This is a genomic window from Streptomyces tibetensis (assembly GCF_007655005.1).
GTDB classification, from domain to species: Bacteria; Actinomycetota; Actinomycetes; order Streptomycetales; family Streptomycetaceae; genus Streptomyces; species Streptomyces tibetensis.
The window spans coordinates 133,006-156,287 of record NZ_SZVW01000014.1 but is presented as its reverse complement, the minus strand read 5'-3'; the positions used below and the strand labels follow the sequence as shown (position 1 = coordinate 156,287).

The window sequence follows — 23,282 nt, the reverse complement described above, 5'->3', positions numbered from 1 at the left end:
TAGTCAGCGATCCACTCGGCGCCAGGAAGATTTGGCCACCTGTCGCATCAGCCGACGGTGGCGCCAGCCTGTCAGGTGGTCCGCGTAGATCCGCCCCTCCAGGTGGTCGCACTCGTGCTGGAGACAGCGGGCGAAGAAGCCCGTGCCGTGAACGGTGACGGGTTCCCCCGTCACCGTGAAGCCCTCGACGACCGCGTGGTCGTGGCGTTCCGTGCCCGCTTCCAGGCCCGGCAGGGACAGGCAGCCCTCCGGGCCCCGGATCACCACGCCGTCCTGTTCGGTCAGGCGGGGATTGACCACATGGCCCACATGGCGGACGTCCTCGTCGTCCGGGCAGTCGTAGACGAAGACCCGCAGCGCCTCGCCGACCTGGTTGGCGGCGAGGCCGACACCCTGGGCGGCGTACATCGTCGCGAACAAGTCCTCGACGAGGCGCGCCAGTTCGGGGCCGAAGTCGGTGACCTCCGCGCAGGGGGTGTGCAGCAGCGGATCGCCGTGCAGGGTGAGGGGTCTCACCCGGCCGTGGGCGCCGGGGATGGAGCTGGTTCGCATGACGGCCAGAGTAAGGTCCTGTCGGTCCGCGTCTCCCACACGAGTTCGCCACAGTGCCGCGGTTCGGGAGTGCGAATGGATCTCGATAGGCTGAGGTCCACACCACGTGGCCGTCAGGCTTCAAGGCGCGGCGCGTACGCAAGGAGGATCGAGAACTGATGGCAGGCAACTCGGACCCGCTCTCGCCGCGGGCCAAGCTGGCCGTGACCGCGGGCAAGGCGGTCGCGGCGGCATCGCGCGCCGCAGGGCGCGGCAGCGGTTCGGTGATCGGCGGCCGGGTCGCGCTCAAACTCGACCCCGACCTCCTCGCCCGGCTCGCCCAGAACCTGGACGTGATCCTGGTCTCCGCGACGAACGGCAAGACCACCACCACCCGGCTCATCGCCGAGGCCCTGCGCGCGGCGGGACCCGTCGTCTCCAACGCGCTCGGCGCCAACATGCCGGCCGGCATCACCTCGGCCCTCGCCGGCAGCTCCGACGCCCGCTACGGCGTCATCGAGGTCGACGAGAAGTACCTCGCCGGCGTCGCCCGGGACACCGCCCCGAAGTGCATCGCCCTGCTCAACCTCTCGCGCGACCAGCTCGACCGTGCCGCCGAGACCCGCATGCTCGCCGAGAACTGGCGGGAGGGCCTCGCGGGCTCCAAGTCGGTGGTCGTGGCCAACTGCGACGACCCGCTGGTGGTGTGGGCGGCGTCGTCCTCCCCCAATGTGATCTGGGTCGCCGCCGGGCAGATGTGGAAGGACGACGCCTGGTCCTGCCCGTCGTGCGGTGGCGTCATGCAGCGCCCGGGCGACGACTGGTTCTGCGGCGAGTGCGGCTTCCGCCGTCCCACGCCCAGCTGGGCGCTCTCGGGCGACCACGTCCTCGACCCGCACGGCTCGGCCTGGCCGATCCATCTCCAGCTTCCCGGTCGCGCCAACAAGGCCAACGCAGCCTCCTCGGCCGCCGTCGCCGCCGTGTTCGGGGTGCCGCCACAGGTCGCGCTGGAGCGCATGTACCAGGTGCAGGCGGTGGCCGGGCGCTACGACGTCGTCCAGTTCCAGGGCCGTGACCTGCGACTCCTGCTCGCGAAGAACCCGGCCGGCTGGCTCGAGACGTTCTCCCTGATCGACCCTCCGCCCACGCCGGTCATCCTCTCCGTGAACGCGCGCGGCGCCGACGGCACCGACACCTCCTGGCTGTGGGACGTCGACTACACGCGTCTGACCGGCCACCCGATCTGCGTCGTCGGCGACCGGCGACTGGACCTGGCGGTGCGCCTGGAGGTCGCCGACCAGCACTTCCAGGTCTACGAGAACCTCGACCAGGCCGTGGCCGCCTGCCCGCCGGGCCGGATCGAGGTCATCGCCAACTACACGGCGTTCCAGGACCTCCGCCGCCGCGTCGGCAACTGAGCACGAGACGTCAGGGGACTTTTGTGAGCGACAACCAACTGCGCATCGTCTGGATCTATCCCGACCTGCTCAGCACCTACGGCGACCAGGGCAACGTCCTCGTCGTGGAGCGCCGGGCGCGCCAGCGCCGCCTGGACGTGGCCCGGCTGGACGTGCGCAGCGACCAGCCGATCCCGACCTCCGGCGACATCTACCTGATCGGCGGCGGCGAGGACCGGCCGCAGCGGCTCGCCGCCGAGCGGCTGCGCCGGGACGGCGGACTGCAGCGGGCCGTGGAGAACGGCGCCATCGTGTTCTCCGTGTGCGCCGGCTACCAGATCCTCGGCCACGAGTTCATCAACGACCTCGGCCAGCGCGAGCCCGGCCTCGGCCTGCTGGACGTGGTGTCGACTCGCGGCGAGGGTGCCCGCTGCGTCGGTGACGTGCTGGGCGACGTCGACGCCCGCCTCGGCCTGCCCCCGCTGACCGGCTTCGAGAACCACCAGGGCGTCACCCACCTCGGCCCCACCGCCCGCCCGCTCGCCCAGGTGCGCTTCGGCAACGGCAACGGCACGGGCGACGGCACCGAGGGCGCCTACAACGACACCGTCTTCGGCACGTACATGCACGGGCCGGTGCTCGCGCGCAACCCGCTGATCGCGGACCTGCTGCTGAAGCTGGCCCTCGACGTCAACGCGCTGCCGCCGACGGACGACCGCTGGTACGAGGCCCTGCGCAACGAGCGCATCGCCGCTGCTCAGCAGCCCGCCTAGGCACAGCGGCGCAGCGTGCCCGAGGTACGCGTCAACCTGCTGGTCAACAGCCCGTATGACGACCCATCCGCACAGGTGAGCGGGGTCGTCCAGCAGGCGGACGCGTGCTTCGGTCCGGCCCCTCGGTGCCGCTAGGGTGGCGGGGATTCCAGCCGGACAACGCGGTCCGGCCCCCGGCCCACGTTGAGAAGGTATTTCGGGCTATGCGCATTGGTGTCCTCACGTCCGGCGGCGACTGCCCCGGCCTGAACGCCGTCATCCGGTCCGTCGTGCACCGCGCCGTCGTCGACCACGGCGACGAGGTCATCGGCTTCCGGGACGGCTGGAAGGGCCTCCTGGAGTGCGACTACCTCAAGCTCGACCTCGACGCGGTGGGTGGCATCCTCGCCCGCGGCGGCACGATTCTCGGGTCCTCCCGGGTCCAGCCCTCCCATCTGCGGGACGGCGTGGAGCGGGCCAAGGGCCATGTCGAGGAACTCGGCCTCGACGCGATCATCCCCATCGGCGGCGAGGGCACGCTCAAGGCCGCGCGGCTGATGTCGGACAGCGGTCTGCCCGTCGTGGGAGTGCCGAAGACCATCGACAACGACATCGCGGTCACGGACGTCACCTTCGGCTTCGACACGGCCGTGGGCGTGGCGACCGAGGCCCTGGACCGGCTGAAGACCACCGCCGAGTCCCACCAGCGGGTCCTGGTGGTCGAGGTCATGGGCCGGCACACCGGCTGGATCGCGCTGCACTCCGGCATGGCGGCCGGTGCGCACGCCATCGTCGTGCCCGAGCGGCCCTTCGACATAGAGGAACTGACCAGGCGGGTCGGCGAGCGGTTCGAGGCGGGCAAGCGCTTCGCGATCGTCGTGGCGGCGGAGGGGGCGAAGCCGCGGGCCGGGAGCATGGAGTTCGACGAGGGCGGCAAGGACATCTACGGGCACGAGCGGTTCGCCGGGATCGCCCGGCAGCTGTCCGTGGAGCTGGAGGGGCGCCTCGGGAAGGAGGCCCGCCCGGTGATCCTCGGACACGTGCAGCGGGGCGGTACGCCGACCGCCTACGACCGGGTGCTGGCCACGCGGTTCGGGTGGCACGCGGTGGAGGCGGTGCACCGGGGTGAGTTCGGGCAGATGACCGCGCTGCGCGGCACCGACATCGTGATGGTGCCGCTGGCCGAGGCTGTGGAGACGCTGAAGACCGTTCCCGACGATCGGTACGACGAGGCGGAGTGCGTTCTCTGAGGGTGCTGTAGTCGGCCGGGTGCGGGGTGTTCGTGGCTTGTCGCGCCCACGCGGCGGAGCCGCATATCGAACACAGCCCCGCGCCCCTGGAACCTTGCCCCCGGTCACTTGTGTGGTCGGGGGCGGTCCTACTCTTGTGGGCGGACAACTTGCTGCACACCCCCACGAAACAGGAGCCGGCGGAATGGATCACAGCGGGCACGGCATGACCATGGATCTGCCGCCGTTCACGCTGGGGCGAGGGCTGGAGTGGTCCGCGGCCCCGTTCTTTCTCGTCGCCTGCCTGGCCGGGCTCGCCCTGTACGGGTGGGGTGTCGTCCGGCTCGTCCGGCGCGGGGACAAGTGGCCGGTGGGGCGCACGGTCGCCTATGTCCTGGGCGTGCTCAGCATCGTGCTCATGATGTGCACCGGGCTGAACGACTACGGCATGGTCATGTTCAGCGTGCACATGGTGCAGCACATGGTCATCAGCATGGTCTCGCCCATCCTCATCCTGCTCGGGGCGCCGATCACGCTGGCGCTGCGGGCGCTGCCCACGGCCGGGCGGGGCCGCAAGGGGCCGCGTGAGCTGCTGCTGATGTTCCTGCACAGCCGGTACATGCGGATCATCACACACCCGGCGTTCACGATCCCGCTGTTCATCGCGAGCCTGTACGGGCTGTACTTCACCCCGATCTTCGACACCCTGATGGGCTCCAAGGCGGGCCACATCGCGATGATGGTGCACTTCCTCGCCGTCGGCCTGGTGTTCTTCTGGCCGATCATGGGCGTGGACCCGGGCCCGCACCGCCCCGGCTACCTGATGCGGATGCTGGAGTTGTTCGCGGGTATGCCCTTCCACGCGTTCTTCGGGATCTCGCTGATGATGGCGTCCGAGCCGATGGTCGAGACGTTCAAGAACCCGCCCGCGTCGCTCGGCGTCGAGGCGCTGTCCGACCAGAACGCGGCGGGCGGCATCGCCTGGGCGTTCAGCGAGATCCCCTCCGTGCTGGTGCTGGTGGCACTGCTGTTCCAGTGGTACGCCTCGGACCAGCGGCAGGCCAGGCGCACGGACCGGGCCGCCGACCGTGACGGGGACAAGGAGCTGGAGGCGTACAACGCCTATCTGGCCTCCCTGAACACGCCGGGGCGCTGAAGACCTCTTCGGTACGGGCCGTGCGCGCCGGGCGTCCGCCGGGCACCATGGAGGGACCGAACCATGAGGAGGGTGTTGCGATGCCCGGTTCCACGAACGGTTTCAACTCGACCAAGACCATGGGGGCGCTCACGCTGGGCGGGCTGGTCCTGGTGACGGCCTACACGGTGGCGCTCGGGAGCAACGGCTGGCTGTGGTTCGGCTGGGTCGTCCTGGGCCTGATCACGCTGGGACTGGTGGTCACCACGCGCAGCACCTGACGGCTCACCGCGCGGTCGGCCGGTGGGGCGGCTCACTCCCCGGTCAGCCGGTGGGGCGGCTCACTCCCCGGTCAGCCGGCCCGCCGAGTGCACGCCGGGCTGGTACTTCGGGAGCCGGACGGTGATCTTCATGCCGGCTGCCGCGGCGGTTTCGATGACGAGCCCGTAGTCGTCGCCGTAGACCTGGCGGAGCCGGTCGTCGACGTTGGAGAGGCCGATGCCGCCCGAGGGGCTGACCTCGCGGGCGAGGATGCGGCGGAGCAGGCCGGGGTCCATGCCGGCGCCGTCGTCCTCGATGACCACGAGGGCCTCGGCGCCCGCGTCCTGTGCGGTGATCTGGATGTGGCACTTGCCCGAGGACGGGGCCTTGCCCTCCAGGCCGTGCTTGACGGCGTTCTCGACGAGCGGCTGAAGGCAGAGGAAGGGCAGGGTCACCGGCAGCACCTCCGGCGCTATCTGGAGGGTGACGGACAGGCGGTCGCCGAAGCGTGCCCGCACCAGCGCCAGGTAGTGGTCGATGGCGTGGAGTTCCTCGGCGAGGGTGGTGAAGTCGCCGTGCCGGCGGAACGAGTAGCGGGTGAAGTCGGCGAATTCGAGCAGCAGCTCGCGGGCGCGCTCGGGGTCGGTGCGGACGAACGAGGCGATCACCGCGAGCGAGTTGAAGATGAAGTGCGGGGAGATCTGGGCCCGCAGCGCCTTGATCTCGGCCTCGATGAGGCGGGTGCGGGACTGGTCGAGATCGGCCAGTTCCAGCTGGACCGAGACCCAGCGGGCGACTTCGCCGGCGGCCCGGACGAGTACGGCCGACTCGCGGGGCGCGCAGGCGACCAGGGCGCCGTGCACCCGGTCGTCGACGGTGAGCGGGGCGACGACCGCCCAGCGCACCGAGCAGTCGAGCCTGTCGCAGGTGAGCCGGAAGGCCTCGCCACGCCCGGTTTCCAGGGGGCCCGCGAGACGATCCATGATCTCGGTGCGGTGGTGGGCGCCGTCACCGTCCCAGACCAGGACCTGTTCCCGGTCGGTGAGGCACAGGGCGTCCGTACCGAGCAGGGAGCGGAGTTTGCGGGCGGACTTGCGGGCGGTCTCCTCGGTCAGGCCGGCCCGCAGCGGGGGCGCGGCGAGGGACGCCGTGTGCAGGGTCTCGAAGGTGGCGTGCTCGACGGGGGTGCCGAGGCCGGCGAGGCTCTTGGCCCGTGCGGTGCGCCGTCCGAGCCAGACCCCGAGGGCGAGCACCGGGAGCACGGCGACGCACAAGCCCGCCAGGAACCCGCTCATGCCGTCACCTCGGTGCGCAGTTCCTCGGGCAGGTGGAACCGGGCCAGGACCGCCGCCGTGCCGGGCGGGACCCGGCCGGGGGTGGCCACGGACACCAGGATCATGGTGAGGAAGCCCAGCGGCACCGACCACAGCGCGGGCCAGGCGAGCAGGGCGTGCAGGGCGGCTCCCTCGCCCGGGTAGCCCGCCATGGTCGCGGCGACGGCGAGCAGCGCGGAACCGCCGCCGACCAGCATCCCGGCGGCGGCTCCGGGCGGGGTGAGCCGCCGCCACCAGATGCCGAGGACGAGCAGCGGGCAGAACGAGGACGCCGAGACGGCGAAAGCCAGCCCGACGGCGTCGGCGACCGGCAGTCCGCCGACCAGGACGCTCGCCGCGAGGGGAACGGCCATGGCGAGGACCGTCCCGAGCCGGAAGTGCCGTACGCCCCGGGACGGCAGGACGTCCTGGGTGAGGACGCCCGCGACCGCCATGGTCAGGCCCGAGGCGGTCGAGAGGAACGCGGCGAAGGCGCCCCCGGCGACCAGCGCGCCCAGCAGGTCGCCGCCCACTCCCCCGATCATGCGGTCGGGCAGCAGGAGGACGGCGGCGTCCGGGTCGCCGGTGAGGGTGAGTTCGGGGGCGTAGAGGCGGCCGAGGGCTCCGTAGACGGGGGGCAGGAGGTAGAAGGCTCCGATCAGACCGAGGACCGCGACGGTGGTGCGGCGGGCGGCGACGCCGTGCGGGCTGGTGTAGAAGCGGACCACGACGTGCGGCAGGCCCATGGTGCCGAGGAACGTGGCGAGGATCAGTCCGTACGTGGCGTACAGCGGGCGTTCCTCCCGGCTCTCGGCCTGCGAGGGGGACAGGTCGCCGCCGCTGCGCTCGGCCTCGGGGACGGGGGCACCCCGGGCGAAGGTCAGCCGGGTGCCGCGCTCGATGTGGTGGCTTCCGGCGGTGAGTTCCAGGCGCGTGCCGGTGTGGGAACGGCCGTCGACGGTGCCGGTCACCGTGACGCTCAGGGGCCGGTCCAGCTTCAGGTCGATCGAGTCGTCGACGCGCACGACGCGCTGCTCGCGGAAGCTGGCCGGTTCGTCGAAGGCGTGCCGGGGTGCTCCGTCGCTCTGCCAGGTGAGGACCAGGAACAGGGCTGGGACGAGCAGGGCGGTGAGTTTCAGCCAGTACTGGAAGGCCTGGACGAAGGTGATGCTGCGCATGCCGCCGGCGGCGACGGTGGCGGTCACGACGACGGCGACGATCACTCCGCCGAGCCAGTCGGGCGCCCCGGTCAGCACGGTCAGGGTCAGTCCGGCGCCCTGGAGCTGGGGCAGCAGGTACAGCCAGCCGACGCCGACGACGAAGGCGCCGGCGAGCCGCCGCACGGCCTGGGATCCGAGGCGCGCCTCCGCGAAGTCGGGGAGGGTGTAGGCACCGGAGCGGCGCAGCGGGGCGGCGACGAAGAGCAGCAGGACCAGGTAGCCGGCGGTGTAGCCGACCGGGTACCAGAGCATGTCGGGGCCCTGGACGAGGACGAGGCCCGCTATGCCGAGGAAGGAGGCGGCGGAGAGGTATTCGCCGCTGATGGCGGTGGCGTTGAGGCGGGGGCCGACGGTGCGGGAGGCGACGTAGAAGTCGGAGGTGGTGCGGGAGATGCGCAGGCCGAAGGCGCCGACGAGGACGGTCGCGACGACGACGAGGGCGACGGCGGGGATGGCGTAGCTGGAGTTCATCACGGGCCGGAGTTCATCGGTGGGACTTCAGCGGTCTTCGACGAGGCGTACGAAGTCGCGTTCGTTGCGTTCGGCGCGGCGGACGTACCAGCGGGCGAGCAGTACCAGCGGGACGTAGAGGCCGAAGCCGAGGACGGCCCATTCCAGGCGCCGGGTGTCGGGCATCGCCGCGAAGAGCAGCGGGAGCGGGCCGACGAGCAGGCCGAGGACCGCGAACACGGTGAGGGCGGCGCGCAGTTGGGTGCGCATCAGGGAGCGGACGTAGGTGTGGCCGAGGGTGGTCTGCTCGTCGATCTCGGTGCGCGGACGGTAAGGGCCGGAGGATGCCTGCGGGTACCGCCCGCGCGAGCGAAGCCGGGCGTGGGGAAGGGTCTGCCGCGGCGGGCCGGTCACGACGACGCGGCGTTCGGTGTGGTCCTGGGGCACGGTCACGGCCTCCGCATGAGCAGGTCGCGCAGTTCGCGCGTGTGGCGCCGGCTGACCTGGAGTTCCTCGGAGCCGACGAGGACGCTGACGGTGCCCGCGTCGAGGCGGAGTTCGCCGATGTGGTGCAGGGCGACGAGGTGGCGGCGGTGGATGCGGACGAAGCCGCGGGTGCGCCAGCGCTCCTCCAGGGTGGACAGCGGGATGCGCACCAGGTGGCTGCCCTTGTCGGTGTGCAGACGGGCGTAGTCGCCCTGGGCCTCGACGTGGGTGATGTCGTCGACGGCGACGAAGCGGGTCACGCCGCCGAGTTCTACGGGTATGTGGTCCGGGTCGGGTTCGTGCACGGGGATGCGCGGGGCGGCGCCGCGCAGTTCCGCGGCCCGGCGGACGGCTTCGGCGAGGCGTTCCTTGCGGACCGGTTTGAGGACGTAGTCGACGGCCTTGAGGTCGAAGGCCTGCACGGCGAAGTCCTCGTGGGCGGTGACGAACACGACCAGGGGCGGCCGGGCGAAGCCGGTGAGCAGCCGGGCGAGGTCGAGACCGTCGAGGCCGGGCATCTGGATGTCGAGGAAGACGACGTCGATGGCCTCGGGCCCGCCCGGGCCGGACTCCAGCGCGCGGTTCATGCGGCGCAGCGCCTCGGTGGCGTCGCCGGCACCCTCCGCGCTGCCGATGCGGGGGTCGGCGTGCAGCAGGTACAGCAACTCCTCCAGGGAGGGGCGTTCGTCGTCGACAGCCAGGGCGCGCAGCATGAACCCGGAGTGTAGGGGTGATCCGTACGTCTGGACATGTGCCGGGGGTGGACGTATCCGCTGGATGCGGTGCTCGCGTCGGGCCGGGCGCGGGCCGGGGTGCCGGTGGATACAGTGCCCGCATGAACAGCAGGTCCACGCCGTTCGACGAACTCGACCGGAAGATCATCACCGCGTTGATGGCGAACGCGCGGACGTCGTTCGCCGAGATCGGCACGGCGATCGGGCTGTCGGCCACGGCGGTCAAGCGGCGGGTCGACCGGTTGCGCGAGACGGGCGTGATCACCGGCTTCTCCGCGACGGTGAAGCCGTCGGCGCTCGGGTGGCGCACGGAGGCCTACGTCGAGGTGTACTGCGAGGGCGCCGCCCCGCCGCGGCGGCTGGCCGAGGTGGTGCGCGACTACCCGGAGATCGCCGCGGCGATGACCGTGACCGGCGGCGCGGACGCGCTGCTGCACGTGCGGGCGCGGGACGTGGAGCACTTCGAGGAGGTGCTGGAGCGCATCCGGCAGGAGCCGTTCATCCGGAAGACGATCAGCGTGATGGTGCTGTCCCATCTGCTGCCGGAGAGCCCGGAGGCGGGGGCGAGTCAACCGGCCCCGGAAGGGGTTCCCGGCGACGCAGCAGACGTGCGCTGAGCGGCTGGAAGACGCAGCGTTCCTGCGTCAACGCGCAACCTTTGTTTCTTGTCGGGCACCACCCCCGGTTCCTACCGTTGTGTCAACACCCTGTCACACACCGTGAGGAAGCGGAGGGACCCCTCTGTGCCCGACTCCCGTGTGCCGCGCCGGCGGCGCTACCTCGTCTGCGAACCCAGACACTTCGCCGTGCAGTACGCGATCAACCCGTGGATGCATCCCGACGAACCCGTCGACGTCATCCGCGCCTTGGACCAGTGGCAGGCGCTGGTCGACACCTACCGTGTCCACGGCCATACCGTGGACAGTGTGAAACCCGTTCCCGGCCTGCCCGACATGGTTTTCGCCGCGAACGCGGCGGTCGTCGTCGACGGCCGCGTCTTCGGCTCGCTCTTCCACGCGCCCGAGCGACGTCCCGAGTCCGTGCCGTACGAGGCGTGGTTCAAGACGGAGGGCTACGACGTCTACCACCCCGAGTCGGTGTGCGAGGGCGAGGGCGACCTGGTGCCGGCCGGCCGCTGGATCCTGGCCGGGACGGGTTTCCGGACGATCCGGGAGGCCCACAGCGAGGTGCAGGAGTACTTCGGGACGCCGGTGATCGGCCTGAAGCTGGTGGATCCGTACTTCTACCACCTGGACACGGCGCTGTTCGTCCTCGACGAGGGGCACGAGGGGAACATCGCCTACTACCCCGAGGCGTTCTCGCCGGGCAGCCGTGAGGTGCTGGCCCGGCTGTACCCGGACGCGGTGCTCGCCACCCGCGAGGACGCGATGGCGTTCGGGCTCAACTCCGTCTCCGACGGGCGCCACGTGTTCATCTCACCGGGGGCGACGAGCCTGGCCGGGCAACTGGCCGACCGCGGTTACGTCCCCGTCCCCGTCGACCTGTCCGAGTTCCACAAGGCCGGTGGCGGCATCAAGTGCTGCACCCAGGAGATCCGGGAGATCCGCTCATGACCGCACCCGTCCGCACCGAGGACCCGCAGGGAGCCCGTGGCCCGCGGGAGGCCCGTGACGCGCAGGAGACGCGTGGCTCGCAGGAGCTGATCCGCGCGGAGGAGCCGGTCCTCGCGCACAACTACCACCCGCTGCCGGTGGTCGTCGCCCGGGCCGAGGGCACCTGGGTGGAGGACGTGGAGGGGCGGCGCTACCTCGACATGCTGGCCGGCTACTCGGCCCTCAACTTCGGCCACCGGCACCCGGCGCTGATCGAGGCGGCCCACCGGCAGCTGGACCGGCTGACGCTCACCTCGCGCGCCTTCCACAACGACCGGCTCGCCGAGTTCGCGGAGCGGCTGGCGGCGCTGACCGGTATGGACATGGTGCTGCCCATGAACACCGGCGCGGAGGCGGTGGAGAGCGGGGTGAAGGTGGCCCGCAAGTGGGCCTACGACGTCAAGGGCGTACCGGCCGACCGGGCGACGATCGTGGTCGCGGCGGACAACTTCCACGGGCGTACGACGACGATCGTCAGCTTCTCCACCGACGAGACGGCCCGGGCGGGCTTCGGTCCGTTCACCCCGGGGTTCCGGGTGGTGCCCTACAACGACCTGGCCGCGATGGAGGCCGCGGTCGACGAGACGACGGCGGCGGTGCTGATCGAGCCGATCCAGGGCGAGGCGGGGGTGATCATCCCGGACGAGGGCTATCTGGCCGGCGTGCGGGAGCTGACCCGCCGCAAGGGCTGCCTGTTCATCGCGGACGAGATCCAGTCCGGGCTCGGCCGTACGGGCCGGACGCTGGCGGTGGAGCACGAGCCGGTGGTGCCGGACGTGCTGCTGCTGGGCAAGGCGCTGGGCGGTGGCATCGTGCCGGTGTCGGCGGTGGTCGGGCGCCGGGAGGTGCTCGGGGTGCTGCACCCGGGTGAGCACGGCTCGACGTTCGGCGGCAATCCGCTGGCGGCGGCGGTCGGTACGGCGGTGGTGGAGCTGCTGGAGACGGGCGAGTTCCAGCGCCGTGCGGCCGAGCTGGGCGCGATCCTGCGCGACGGTCTGACGGGGCTGGTCGGCAGGGGCGTCGTCGGCTTCCGCTCGCGCGGGTTGTGGGCGGGCGTCGACGTCGACCCCGCACTCGGCACCGGCCGCGAGATCAGCGAACGCCTGATGCGACAGGGGGTCCTGGCGAAGGACACCCACGGCTCGACGATCCGCCTGGCCCCACCGCTCACCATCACGGGCGAGGAGCTGACGGAGGCCCTCGGGGCACTGGAGAAGGCACTGGAACAAGGGGGCTGAGGTCACAGGGGCGGGGCGGCGGACCGAGCCGCAGGGGCAGGGCGACGGCCCAAGCCACACAGGCAGGGCGACGGCCCAAACCACACAGGCAGGGCGACGGCCCAAGCCACACAGGCAGGGCGACGGCCCGAGCTGGGCCGTCCGCCCTCGTCCCCGCGTCAACCGGGCCTTTCGCCGCGCGGACGGAACCGGGCCGGCGTGCCTGTCCCCGGGGCGGCCGCCACCCTCCATCCGGCATCCGGGCCGCCCCCCAGTGCGTCCGGCACGGGGCCCCGACCGGCCCCGCACAAGCCGCCCCGCGTCGCCGGAAGGGTGAAGATTGAGGCAAGAGGTGGTAGACCACTCTCAGCGACAGAGAGGTCGGCCGTGGGCGCAGACGAGGTGTACGGCGTTGCCCGGCAGCGGTTCGATGTGGCCGACGCGGCGCCCCTGTTGCTCGATCCACAGGGCGTGGTGACGGGCTGGACCGACGCTGCCCGGCGGCTGCTGGCGTACCCGGCTGCCGAGGCGGTCGGCAGGAAGCTGGCCGACCTGCTGGCCGCCGAGGACGCACAGCGCGTACCGGACCTGGTCGAGCGGTGCCGCAGGGACGGCGGCTGGACGGGACTGCTGACGGCCCGCCGCAGGGACGGGCGGCCGGTGAAGGTCGCGACCCGGATCACCACGGCCGAGGAGGCGCAGGGCGGCGCCCGCTGGCTGCTGCTCCTGTCGGAGCTGTCCGACGCCCCCGGCTGGGACATGAGCCGCACGGTCCTGGAGCAGATGGCGGCGGGCGCCCCGGTCGGTATCGCGATCGTGGACACGGACCTGCGCTTCGTGTGGTCGAACGCCGCCCTGGAGCAGTTCGGCGGCGGTCCGGCGGCGCGCCGGCTCGGGCTGCGCTTCGCGGACGTGCAGCCGGGCATGGACGCCCAGGCGGTCGAGGCGCAGATGCGGCACGTGCTGGAGACCGGCGAGCCGGTGATCGGCTACGAGCACGTGGGCCACGTGCGCTCGGCCCCGCTGCGCGAGACGGCGCACATGCTGTCGTTCACCCGGCTCGAGGACGACCGGGGCCATCCGATCGGCGTGTACTACACGGTCGTGGACATGACCGAGCGGCACCGTGCGCGACAGCGGCTGGCGCTGCTCGACCGGGCGGGCCAGAGCATCGGCCGCAGCCTGGACCTCACGCGCACCGCGCAGGAGCTGGCGGACGTGGCCGTGCCGGGGCTGGCCGACTTCGTCACCGTCGACCTGCTGGAGTCGGTGCTGCGGGGCGGCGAGCCGGTACCCGGGCCGCTCGCGGACTCGGAGGAACCGGTGGAACTGCGCCGCGCCGGCTACCGGTCCGCGCAGGACGATCTCGTGGAGGCCGTCATCGAGATCGGCGAGGGGGTGGCCTTCCGGGCCGGAACGCCGCCCTTCCGCTGTCTGGCCACGGGACGGTCCTGGCGCACCGAGCGACTCGACCCGCTGACCCGGGACTGGACCACGAGGACCCCGAGCGGCCGCCGGGCGACGTTCCGGGAGCTGGGCCTGCACAGCGTGATGACCGTGCCGATCCGCTCGCGCGGCATCACCCTGGGCATCACGACCTTCTACCGGCGCGAGAACCGGGAGCACTTCGACGAGGAGGACCTGCGGCTGGCCGAGGACCTCGTCGCCCGCGCGGGCGTCTGCGTGGACAACGCCCGCCGCTACACCCGCGAACGGGACGCCGCGCTCGTCCTGCAGCGCAGTCTGCTCCCCCACCGCCTGCCCGACCAGGACGCCGTCGAGGTGTCCGCGTGCTACCGGCCGGCGGACGAGCTGACCGGTCTCGGCGGCGACTGGTACGACCTCATCCCGCTGTCGGGGGCGCGTGTGGCGCTGGTCGTGGGTGAGGTGCCGGGGCACGGCATCGACGCCGCCGCGGCCATGGGGCAGTTGCGGACCGCCGTGCGGACCCTGGCGGCCCTGGACCTGCCGCCCGCGGAGGTGCTGGCGCACCTCGACGACCTGGTGGCGCGTTCGGCGCGGGAGGAGGGCGCGGAGCCCGGGACGATGGGCTCCGCGGGCACGCAGGGCGTGGGCTCCGGTTGTCTGTACGTCGTCTACGACCCGGTCGACGGGGGGTGCGCGCTGGCCGCGGCCGGGCATCCCGCCCCGGCCGTGGTACGGCCCGACGGTTCGGTCGTCTTCGTCGAACTGCCGCAGGGACCGCCGCTCGGCGTGGGCGGCCCGCCCTTCGAGGCGGTCGAGCTGTCCCTGCCGGAGGGCAGCACCCTCGCGCTGCACACCGACGGGCTGCTGGCCCGGGGCGAGATCTGGGCCGTCGACGCGGGCCGGGAGCGGCTGCGCCGGGCCCTGGAGCGGACGGGCCCGCTCGAGTCGTACTGCCGGTCCGTGGTCGACGCGCTGGTCCCGGCCCGCCCGTACGACGACGTGGCCCTGCTGATGGCCCGGACGAAACGTCTCGGCAGCGATCAGGTCGCGGCCTGGGACCTGCCGTCGGACCCGGCCGTGGTCGCCGACGCCCGCCGCACGGCCACCCGGCAGCTCGCGCACTGGGACCTGGAGGAGCTGGCCTTCACCACGGAGCTGGTGGTGAGCGAGCTCGTCACCAACGCCATCCGGTACGCCACCGGGTCCATCCGGCTCCGGCTGATCAGGGAGCGCGCCCTGGTCTGCGAGGTCCTCGACGGCGGGGCCACCGCGCCTCATCTGCGCCATCCCCGGACGACGGACGAGGGCGGGCGCGGCCTGTTGCTGGTCTCCCAGCTCACGCAGCGGTGGGGCACGCGGTTCGTTCCCGAGGGGAAGATCATCTGGGCCGAGCAGTCCCTGGCCGATCGTCCCGAGTGAGACGCCCGGGGTTCGCCCATACCGTGCGAAACTGGTGTGACCCCGGCGGCGGTGAGGCGGCAGCCATGGCGGAGACGGCGATCGACTACGGTGCGGTTTTCAAGGCGCTGCCCGGCATGGTGGCGCTCTTGACACCCGAGCTCGTGTACGCGGACGTCAACGAGGAGTTCGTCCGCGTCTCCGGCCGCTCGCGGGAGCAGCTGGTCGGCAAGTACCTGTTCGACGTCTTCCCGGACAACCCGAACGACCCGGCCGCGACGGGCATGCGCAATCTGGAGGCCTCGCTGTACCGCGTCCTGGCCACCGGGGAGCGCGACGCCATGGCCCTGCAGCGCTACGACGTCGAGGACCCCGAGCGGCCCGGCGAGTGGCAGAAGCGCTATTGGAGCCCGGTGAACGCGCCGCTGCTGGGTTCGGACGGCAAGGTCGTGCTGATCCTGCACCGGGTGGAGGAGGTCACGGAGCTGATCCGGGCCCGGGGCGGCTCCCCGGGGAACCGGGGCAGCCGGGCGAGGACGCTGGAGGCCGAGCTGTACACCCGCGCTCGTGAGTTGCAGGAGCTCAACGAGCGGCTGCGCCAGGCGCACTCCCGGGAGAGGGAGGTGGCGCTGGCGCTCCAAGCGGCGATGCTTCCCGCGCCCCGGCAGGTCCGCAACCACCCGGCCGCCGTCCGGTACCGGCCCGCCGTGGGCGCGCTCAACGTGTGCGGTGACTGGTACGACCTGGTCGATCTGGTGGGCGGCGACCGGATCGGCGTGGCCGTGGGCGACGTGGTCGGGCACGGGCTGGAGGCCGCCGGCGTGATGGGGCAGCTGCGCAGTGCGCTCAGCGCCGCCTCCCGGGTCGCCGACGGGCCGGCCCAGGCCCTGGACGTGCTGGGCCGCTACGCCCACGTCATCGACGGGGCCGAGTCGGCGACCGCCGCCACGACCTTCATCGACTGCGACCGCCACCTCATCACGTACAGCAGCGCCGGCCATCCCCCACCCGTGCTCGTCCACGCCGACGGCCGCACGGAGTTTCTCGACCAGGCCACGGACACCCCGCTCGACGCCCGCCCGGACCCGATCCCGAGACCCCAGGCCGAGACCACGTACGCGACGGGCGCCACGCTCGTGCTCTACACCGACGGCCTGATCGAACGGCGCCACGAGGACATCGACAAAGGCCTGGGCCGGCTCGCCGACGCCCTGCGCGACCATCGGGGCCAGGACCCGGAAGCGCTCGCCGACACCGTTCTCTCGGAGTTGCTGCCACCCGGTGGCGCCACCGACGACACGGCGCTGATCATCGTGCGGCTGTGACCTACATGCGGGTCTTGCCGTGGTCGAGCAGCCGGACGCGGTCGACGTTCTGCCGGTCCTCGGCGTCCGCGCTGGGCTCACCGGCGAACCACGCGTCGAGGATCTCCGTCAGCAGCGGCTGCGACGTCAGCCGCAGACTGAGCGCGAGCACGTTGGCGTCGTTCCAGCGACGCGCGCCGTCGGCCGTGTAGGCGTCCGTGCACAGGGCGGCCCGCACTCCGGGCACCTTGTTCGCCGCGATGGAGGCGCCCGTGCCGGTCCAGCAGCACACCACCGCCTGGTCCGCCGCACCGTCGGCGACCTCGCGGGCCGCCGCCTCGGAGCACACCGCCCACTGCGGGTCGTCCCCCGGGCGCAGCGCGCCGTGCGGGCGCACCTCATGACCCCGCTCGCGCAGGGCGGCCACGAGGAAGCGGGCGACGGGTTCGTCCATGTCCGAGGAAACAGCGATCCGCATGCCTGGCAGGTTACTCGCCGGGGCGGCCGTGGCCACCGGCCCACAGCGGCCGTCCCGCCCGCAAGAGCCACCGGCAGGTCACGCACCCCCGCTATCGCGCCACCCCGCCTGTTCGGCTTGCCCGTCACCCGGGTGGCGCAGCACGCTGGTCCCGCGACCCTCCCCAGCCGCAGGAGCATCACCGGACACGCGCGCCTGACTGACCATCAGTCAATTGGCGAAGGATCTGTGTCCTCCGCCCGCACGAGGTGCCCGGTGACCGCGCCTACACCTACACTGGCACCCCACGACATGCCGGTTGACCTGCTGGAACGCGGCGGTTGAGGCCACCGCGAGAGTCGAGGAGCGCCCGCTTTGTTCTACTACCTGCTGAAATACGTGCTGCTGGGCCCGCTGCTGCGACTGGTCTTCCGGCCTCGAATAGAGGGCCTGGAGCACGTTCCCGCGGAGGGCGCCGCCATCATCGCCGGCAACCACCTGTCGTTCTCGGACCACTTCCTGATGCCCGCCATCCTCAAACGGCGCATCACCTTCCTCGCGAAGGCCGAGTACTTCACGGGGCCGGGCGTCAAGGGCAGGCTGACGGCCTTCTTCTTCCGCAGCGCGGGGCAGATCCCGGTCGACCGCTCCGGCAAGGACGCAGGCCAGGCCGCGATCCGCGAGGGCCTCGGGGTGCTGAGCAAGGACGAACTGCTCGGCATCTACCCGGAGGGCACCCGCTCGCACGACGGCCGGCTCTACAAGGGCAAGGTCGGGGTGGCGGTGATGGCCCTCAAGGCCGGTGTCCCGGTGATTCCCTGCGCGATGATCGGCACCTTCGAGGCCCAGCCGCCCGGCAAGGTCATCCCCAACATCCACCCCGTGGTGATCCGCTTCGGCGAGCCCCTCGACTTCTCCCGCTACGAGGGCATGGAGAACGAGAAGGCCGTCCTGCGCGCCATCACCGACGAGATCATGTACGCGATCCTCTCCCTGTCCGAGCAGGAGTACGTCGACCGCTACGCGGCGGTGGTGAAGGCCGAGGAGGCCGCCGCCACGAAGGAGCGGAAGTTCCGGCGCATGCCCCTCAGTTGAGGCTCTGCTGTCGGCAGAATCCCGTTCCCCGGCCGGCCTTCGGCGATCTACGGTCGCGGCATGAGACGTGCTGTGGTGATCGGGGCGGGCGGGCAGATCGGGGGACCGGCGGTGACGGCGCTGGTGCGGGACGGCTGGGAGGTGACCGCCGCCTCACGCGGCGGCGGCCGGCGGGACGACTGGCCCGCAGAGGTGCGGACACCGCGACTGGACCGCGAGGACGACGCGGCGCTCGGCGCTCTGATCGGCGACGGCTGCGACCTCGTGGTCGACCTGGTCGCCTACGGGGCCCGGCACGCACGGCAGCTCACGGGCCTGGCCGACCGGATCGGCTCGGCCGTGGTGGTGTCGACAGTGTCGGTGTACGAGGACGGCAAGGGCCGCGGCTTCGACACGATGGGCGAACCGGACGGGCTACCGGAATACCCGGTGCCGATCCCGGAGGACCAGGTCACGGTCCCGCCGGGGGACGCCACGTACAGCACCCGCAAGGTGGCCCTGGAGCGTGAACTCCTCGCGGCTGCCGACCGGTTGCCCACGACCGTGCTGCGCCCGGGCGCGGTCCACGGGCCGCACAGCCCGCTCCCCCGCGAGCTGCACTTCGTCAAGCGGAACCTCGACGGCCGGCGCAGGAGGGTGCTCGCGTTCCGGGGTGAGAGCCTCTTCCACACCTCGGCGGCGCGCAACGTCGCCGAACTGATCCGGCTGGCGGCGGCCCGGCCGGGCTCGCGGGTGCTGGGCGCCTGCGATCCGCAGCCGCCGACCGTGTCGCAGATCGGGGCGGCGGTGGACGCGGTCATGGGCGTGGAGACGGAGACGGTGCCCCTGGACGGTCCCGCGCGTGCGTCCGTGGGCCGTACGCCCTGGTCGGTGGAATTGCCCGTGCTGTGCGACATGTCCGCCGCGGCACGGGAGCTGGGCTACCGGCCGGTCGTGACGTACCAGGACAGCCTGCCGGAGACGGTCGAGTGGCTCACCCGTCGGCTGTCCGAGCAGGACTGGCGGGAGGCGTTCCCCACCCTCGCCCGGGCGTACCCGGACCTCTTCGACTACGCGGCGGAGGACGCCTGGTTCGCGGTCCGGCAGGCATGAGGAAGGGGCGGCCGGTGTCCCGGCCGCCCCTCACCACCGTCGGACGACGGCTACGGCTACGGCTTCGGCGTGGCGTGCGGCGCGCAGGTCACGTCGGCGCCGTCCAGCTTGCCGGTGAGCAGGTAGCTGTCCACCCGGGGGTTGATGCAGGGGTTCACCAGGCCGGTGACGCCGTGGGAGCCCGCGTCCTTCTCCGTGATCAGCCGGGAGCCCTTGAACCGCTTGTGCAGCTCCACGGCGCCCTCGTACGGAGTGGCCGCGTCCCGCTCGGACTGGACGATGAGTACGCCGGGCAGGCCCTTGCCGGTCTTGACGTTCAGCGGCGTCTGCTGCTTGGCCGGCCAGGTGGCGCACGGCAGGTTCATCCAGGCGTTGGCCCAGGTCATGAACGGGTGGTCCTTGTGGAGCCGCGTGTTGTCGCGGTCCCACCGCTGCCAGCTGGTGGGCCACTTGGCGTCGGCGCACTCCACGGCGGTGTAGACGGCGTTGCCGTTCTCCGAGGACGCGTTGCCGGCCGTGTCCGACAGATCCGGGGCGGCGGCGTCGACGAGCGCCTGCGTGTCGCCGGCGACGTACTTGCTGAAGACCGACGCGGTCGGCGCCCAGGAGGAGTCGTAGTACGGGGCGCTCTGGAAGAAGGAGATGAGTTCGGCCGGGCCGACGACCCCGCCGATGGGGTTCTTCTTCGCGGTGGCGCGCAGCTCCAGCCACTTCGCCTGGACGGCGGCACGGGTGGTGCCGAGGTGGTAGGTCGCGTCGTTCGCGGCGACCCAGTCCTGCCAGTCCTTCCAGCGGCCCTCGAACGCGACGTCCTGGTCCAGGTTGGCCTGGTACCAGATCTTGTCCCGCGAGGGGTTGACCACGCTGTCGACGATCATGCGGCGCACGTGACCCGGGAAGAGGGTGCCGTAGACGGCGCCCAGGTAGGTGCCATAGGAGACGCCGAGGAAGTTGAGCTTCTTCTCGCCGAGGGCGGCGCGGATGACGTCGAGGTCGCGCGCGGTGTTCGGCGTGGTCATGTGCGGCAGCATCGCGCCGCTGCGCTCCTGGCAGCCCTCGGCGTACTCGCGGGCCAGCTTGCGCTGGGCGAGCTTGTCGGCCTCGGAGTCGGGCACCGGGTCGGCCTTGGGCGCCTTGACGAACTCCTGGGGGTCGACGCAGGAGATGGGCGCGGACTTGCCGACGCCGCGCGGGTCGAAGCCCACGAAGTCATAGGCCTTGGCCGCGTTGGCCCAGACGGCGTTCTTGTTGGTGACCCGGGCCGGGAAGCGCAGCCCGGAGCCGCCGGGGCCGCCCGGGTTGTAGAGGAGCGCGCCCTGCCGCTCGGCCTTGGTGCCGGTGTTGCCGATGCGGTCGACGGCGAGCTTGATCTGCTTGCCGTAGGGCTTGGCGTAGTCGAGCGGCACGGTGACGTACCCGCACTGGATCGGCTTGGCCAGGTTCCAGTCGGCGGGGCAGTCCTGCCAGTCGATGCCGGCCTTCGCGGCCCGGGCGGCGGCGATCGCGGCGCCCTTGGCCTCCCGGTCCCGGCCGTGTCCGCTGCCCGCGCTCGCGTTCGCGTTCGCGGTGGGCGCCGCGACGGCGCCGGCTATCAGCGTGGCCGTGACGAGCGCGCCGGCCGAACCGAGCGCCGCCACCCGCCTCTTCGGTCTCGAACCCCTCAAGGGGGACCTCCCCGTACCTCGTTGAGATCAGTACGGGGGATCCTCCCGGTTGTGGGGTCCCTGACAACAGAGGCAAGCGCCCTTCTTTGCCAATCCGATAAACGGAGAAGGTGTACTTCTCTGCGGACGGCCGGTCCGCGAGGTCGGATGCCCGGGTCCGGGGGGGCCGCCCGGGCCCATGGGGACGGACGCCTGGGCCCATGGGGGCGGACGCCTGGGCCCATGGGGGCGGACCCGGGCCGCGGGGACGGACGCCTAAGTCTGCCGCAGCGACGACAGGGCCTCGTCGAGCAGCCGCCTGAGCCGGAGGGCGTCCGGCGCCACCGCGGTCACCAGCGCGGCGGGCCCGGCGAGCGGCACCAGCGAGGCTCCCTCCCCCAGCACCCCGGCCGTCACCGGCTCGGCGGCGAACTCCGGCCGCACCACGACCAGCTGGCCGACGGCGCGATGCCCCGCCAGCACCGCGGGTCCGTCCCAGCCGCCCGGCGCGCCGGGCCCACAGGACAGTTCCTGGTCGAGCACGGCCTGCCCGGCGACCCGCACGGTCAGACGGCTCGTGAGCCGTCCGGGTTCCTCGCCGACGCGTCCGAGCACCTGCTCCTCGCGCAGCACGAGCCGGGCGGTGGGTGCGAGCTCGACGCGGGTGGTGACGTACAGGTCACTGCCCCGGGCAGAGATCAACTGCTCCGGCAGCCAGTGCAGTTCGCCATGATCGGCGACATCGAGCCGGACGTCGTAGCGGGCCTCGCCCTTCGCCTGCCCGGGCAGTGCGATGGTGGCGGCGGCCGACCCGACGGACAGTCGCGCGCCCTCCTCCACCCGGCCCTGCACAGTGAAGTGGTCACCGCCGAGCGGCCCGCTCATCGCGCCGACCAGCATGACCCGCGCCTCGGAGCCGGCGGCCCGGGTGCGCCGCAGTGCCAGGGGCCCGTCACTCTCCAGCACGGGCAGCGAGGTCCCGCCGCGCCCGTCGTCGCGGGCGACGATCCGTGCGAGGGACCGCACCCCGGCACCGGTACGCACGCTCACGCCCGCCACGCGGCGAGCTGCGCCCGCACCCACGCGGCGACGTCCGCCACCCCGGCCTCGCTGCGCAACGACTGGAAGACCACCGGCAGTTCGGCGCGCTGGGCCTTGGCATCGGCGGCCATCCGGGCGAGGTCGGAGCCGACGTACGGGGCGAGGTCGGTCTTGTTGACGACGAGAAGGTCCGCGGTGGTCACACCCGGTCCGCCCTTGCGCGGGATGTCGTCGCCCCCGGCCACGTCGATCACGAAGATCTGCGCGTCGACGAGCCCCTTGGAAAAGGTCGCGGTGAGGTTGTCCCCGCCGGACTCCACGAGCACCAGATCCAGCGGCCCGACCGCGTCCTCCAGATCCTCCACCGCCTCCAGGTTCGCGGAGATGTCGTCCCGGATCGCGGTGTGGGGGCAGGCGCCGGTCTCCACGGCGGTGATCCGCTCGGGCGGCAGCACGGCCTCGCGGAGCAGGAACTCGGCGTCCTCCCGCGTGTAGATGTCGTTGGTGACGACGGCGAGCGCCAGCTCGTCCCTGAGCGCCCGGCAGAGCGCGGCGACGGTGGCGGTCTTCCCGGACCCCACGGGGCCGCCGAGCCCGATGCGGAGGGCTCTGCGGGTGCCGTCGGGGCGGTGGGCGTCGGCGCTGAGCGCGGCAGGGCCGTGGTCGGTGTGGTCGAGGTGCATGTGCGGCTCCTTGGTGGGTGGGGGGTGGTCGCTGGTGTGGAGTGCGGGTGGGTGGGGGCTGGTCGCGCAGTTCCCCGCGCCCCTGAGGGGGTCGGTCTGCACGGCGTTCGGAGGGCGGCTATGAGGCGAACAGCCGTACATGCCACCCCGCGTGCGCCTCCGCCCCGATCTCCAGCAGCGGCGCCGACGCGGCGGGCAGGGCGTCGACCCCGCCGTCGACGGCCTGTCGTGCCGCCTCGACCGCACGGTCCACGACCCGGTCCACCTCCGGCGCCAGCCGGGCCAGCACCCCGGTCGCGTCGAACGGGTCGAGACTCAGCAACCGCACCGTCGCCGAGGCGGGCCCGCTCACGTTCTCGTATGCCGCGCAGTACGCCGCGTCCACCGGACCCAGCCCGGCCGCCCGGGCCGCCAGCCCCAGCACCACCGGCTGATGCGCACCCTTCGGGAACTCCCGGCCGAGCGCGTCCAGTTCGGCGGACGGCCAGGTCGCACGGGCGGCCCGCAGCAGCTGCCGCCCCAGTTTGCGCGCGGCGACCCGCAGCGCGGGCGACGGCGTACGGGCGTCCGCGGCACGGTCGAGCGCGACAGGGTCGATCCCGAGCGCGGCAGCCGCCGCCAGCCCCGCCGCGACCAGCCCCGCCGTGTGCAACCGACCCCGGCAGAACTCCCCCAGGCTCGCCGCCCCACTGATTCGCCCGGCCTTGACCGCGGCCTCGGCACCGCCGGAGTGGGCATGTCCCCCGGCGGGGAATCGCCCGTCGGCCAGGACGAGCAGCGCCGCACGTGACATCAGAACACCC

General features: G+C 72.4%; 22 protein-coding genes. 12 read left to right on the top strand and 10 right to left on the bottom strand.

Translation table 11 applies throughout. From position 1 onward, the window contains the following. Positions 1-3: 3 nt before the first annotated feature. Positions 4-552: a peptide deformylase gene (def, locus tag FDO69_RS24395; RefSeq protein ID WP_104781991.1), complete on the bottom strand. Its 549-nt coding sequence runs from the start codon at positions 550-552 to the stop codon at positions 4-6. Between the two features lie 158 nt (positions 553-710). Here def and FDO69_RS24390 point away from each other — a divergent pair, with 158 nt between their 5' ends. The 5 genes from FDO69_RS24390 to FDO69_RS24370 all read left to right on the top strand — a co-directional run bounded on the left by FDO69_RS24390 (position 711) and on the right by FDO69_RS24370 (position 5,325). Next, positions 711-1,949: a MurT ligase domain-containing protein gene (locus FDO69_RS24390; RefSeq protein WP_104781990.1), complete on the top strand. Its 1,239-nt coding sequence runs from the start codon at positions 711-713 to the stop codon at positions 1,947-1,949. Positions 1,950-1,972: 23 nt separating this feature from the next. After that, the gene (locus FDO69_RS24385; protein ID WP_104781989.1) at positions 1,973-2,701 is read left to right on the top strand and encodes a type 1 glutamine amidotransferase; all 729 of its coding nucleotides are present in this window, start codon (positions 1,973-1,975) and stop codon (positions 2,699-2,701) included. Positions 2,702-2,904: 203 nt separating this feature from the next. Continuing rightward, positions 2,905-3,930 carry a 6-phosphofructokinase gene (locus FDO69_RS24380; protein ID WP_104781988.1) on the top strand — a complete coding sequence of 342 codons (1,026 nt, stop codon included), beginning with the start codon at positions 2,905-2,907 and terminating at the stop codon, positions 3,928-3,930. A gap of 184 nt (positions 3,931-4,114) precedes the next feature. Further along, positions 4,115-5,065, top strand: a complete 951-nt coding sequence (locus FDO69_RS24375) for a cytochrome c oxidase assembly protein (RefSeq protein WP_104781987.1) — start codon at positions 4,115-4,117, stop codon at positions 5,063-5,065. 80 nt (positions 5,066-5,145) lie between these two features. Next, positions 5,146-5,325, top strand: coding sequence for a hypothetical protein (locus tag FDO69_RS24370; RefSeq protein WP_167526674.1), 180 nt, complete (start codon positions 5,146-5,148; stop codon positions 5,323-5,325). A gap of 60 nt (positions 5,326-5,385) precedes the next feature. Here the strand turns inward: FDO69_RS24370 and FDO69_RS24365 are convergent, their stop codons facing one another. The 4 genes from FDO69_RS24365 to FDO69_RS24350 are packed head-to-tail and all read right to left on the bottom strand — an operon-like array spanning position 5,386 to position 9,487. Continuing rightward, the gene (locus tag FDO69_RS24365; RefSeq protein ID WP_104781986.1) at positions 5,386-6,600 is read right to left on the bottom strand and encodes a sensor histidine kinase; all 1,215 of its coding nucleotides are present in this window, start codon (positions 6,598-6,600) and stop codon (positions 5,386-5,388) included. After that, a complete protein-coding gene (locus tag FDO69_RS24360; protein ID WP_104781985.1) occupies positions 6,597-8,309 on the bottom strand; it encodes a sodium/solute symporter in 1,713 nt (570 codons plus the stop codon). The genes FDO69_RS24365 and FDO69_RS24360 overlap by 4 nt, the downstream gene beginning before the upstream one ends. 27 nt (positions 8,310-8,336) lie before the next feature. Next, entirely contained in the window at positions 8,337-8,735 is a 399-nt protein-coding gene (locus tag FDO69_RS24355; protein ID WP_104782088.1) for a hypothetical protein, read from the bottom strand. A gap of 2 nt (positions 8,736-8,737) precedes the next feature. Then, entirely contained in the window at positions 8,738-9,487 is a 750-nt protein-coding gene (locus FDO69_RS24350; protein ID WP_104781984.1) for a LytR/AlgR family response regulator transcription factor, read from the bottom strand. A 122-nt stretch (positions 9,488-9,609) separates the two neighbouring features. Between FDO69_RS24350 and FDO69_RS24345 the strand changes: the two genes are divergently transcribed. The 5 genes from FDO69_RS24345 (at position 9,610) to FDO69_RS24325 (ending at position 16,489) form a co-directional block, all read left to right on the top strand. Further along, positions 9,610-10,125 carry an Lrp/AsnC family transcriptional regulator gene (locus FDO69_RS24345; RefSeq protein WP_104781983.1) on the top strand — a complete coding sequence of 172 codons (516 nt, stop codon included), beginning with the start codon at positions 9,610-9,612 and terminating at the stop codon, positions 10,123-10,125. Between the two features lie 126 nt (positions 10,126-10,251). Continuing rightward, positions 10,252-11,082 carry a dimethylargininase gene (gene ddaH / locus FDO69_RS24340; protein ID WP_104781982.1) on the top strand — a complete coding sequence of 277 codons (831 nt, stop codon included), beginning with the start codon at positions 10,252-10,254 and terminating at the stop codon, positions 11,080-11,082. Next, entirely contained in the window at positions 11,079-12,359 is a 1,281-nt protein-coding gene (gene rocD, locus FDO69_RS24335; protein WP_234388061.1) for an ornithine--oxo-acid transaminase, read from the top strand. Before ddaH ends, rocD begins: the two co-directional genes overlap by 4 nt. 366 nt (positions 12,360-12,725) lie before the next feature. Continuing rightward, complete coding sequence (locus tag FDO69_RS24330) at positions 12,726-15,185, top strand: SpoIIE family protein phosphatase (protein ID WP_104781981.1); 2,460 nt, start codon at positions 12,726-12,728, stop codon at positions 15,183-15,185. Between the two features lie 65 nt (positions 15,186-15,250). After that, a complete protein-coding gene (locus FDO69_RS24325; protein ID WP_104781980.1) occupies positions 15,251-16,489 on the top strand; it encodes a PP2C family protein-serine/threonine phosphatase in 1,239 nt (412 codons plus the stop codon). Between the two features lies 1 nt (position 16,490). Here FDO69_RS24325 and FDO69_RS24320 read toward each other — a convergent pair whose 3' ends face one another. Beyond that, the gene (locus FDO69_RS24320; protein WP_104781979.1) at positions 16,491-16,946 is read right to left on the bottom strand and encodes an RpiB/LacA/LacB family sugar-phosphate isomerase; all 456 of its coding nucleotides are present in this window, start codon (positions 16,944-16,946) and stop codon (positions 16,491-16,493) included. Positions 16,947-17,300: 354 nt separating this feature from the next. Here FDO69_RS24320 and FDO69_RS24315 point away from each other — a divergent pair, with 354 nt between their 5' ends. Beyond that, on the top strand, positions 17,301-18,020 hold the full coding sequence (locus tag FDO69_RS24315) for a lysophospholipid acyltransferase family protein (RefSeq protein WP_104781978.1): 720 nt from the start codon (positions 17,301-17,303) through the stop codon (positions 18,018-18,020). A 60-nt stretch (positions 18,021-18,080) separates the two neighbouring features. Next, positions 18,081-19,112, top strand: coding sequence for an NAD-dependent epimerase/dehydratase family protein (locus FDO69_RS24310; protein ID WP_234388060.1), 1,032 nt, complete (start codon positions 18,081-18,083; stop codon positions 19,110-19,112). Between the two features lie 56 nt (positions 19,113-19,168). Here FDO69_RS24310 and FDO69_RS24305 read toward each other — a convergent pair whose 3' ends face one another. The 4 genes from FDO69_RS24305 to FDO69_RS24290 form a co-directional block, all read right to left on the bottom strand. Next, positions 19,169-20,776, bottom strand: coding sequence for an alpha/beta hydrolase (locus tag FDO69_RS24305; RefSeq protein WP_104781976.1), 1,608 nt, complete (start codon positions 20,774-20,776; stop codon positions 19,169-19,171). Between the two features lie 255 nt (positions 20,777-21,031). Beyond that, the gene (locus tag FDO69_RS24300; RefSeq protein WP_420878536.1) at positions 21,032-21,805 is read right to left on the bottom strand and encodes an urease accessory protein UreD; all 774 of its coding nucleotides are present in this window, start codon (positions 21,803-21,805) and stop codon (positions 21,032-21,034) included. After that, entirely contained in the window at positions 21,802-22,479 is a 678-nt protein-coding gene (gene ureG, locus FDO69_RS24295) for an urease accessory protein UreG (RefSeq protein WP_104781974.1), read from the bottom strand. The genes FDO69_RS24300 and ureG overlap by 4 nt, the downstream gene beginning before the upstream one ends. A gap of 118 nt (positions 22,480-22,597) precedes the next feature. Then, a complete protein-coding gene (locus tag FDO69_RS24290; protein WP_104781973.1) occupies positions 22,598-23,272 on the bottom strand; it encodes an urease accessory protein UreF in 675 nt (224 codons plus the stop codon). Positions 23,273-23,282 lie beyond the last annotated feature (10 nt).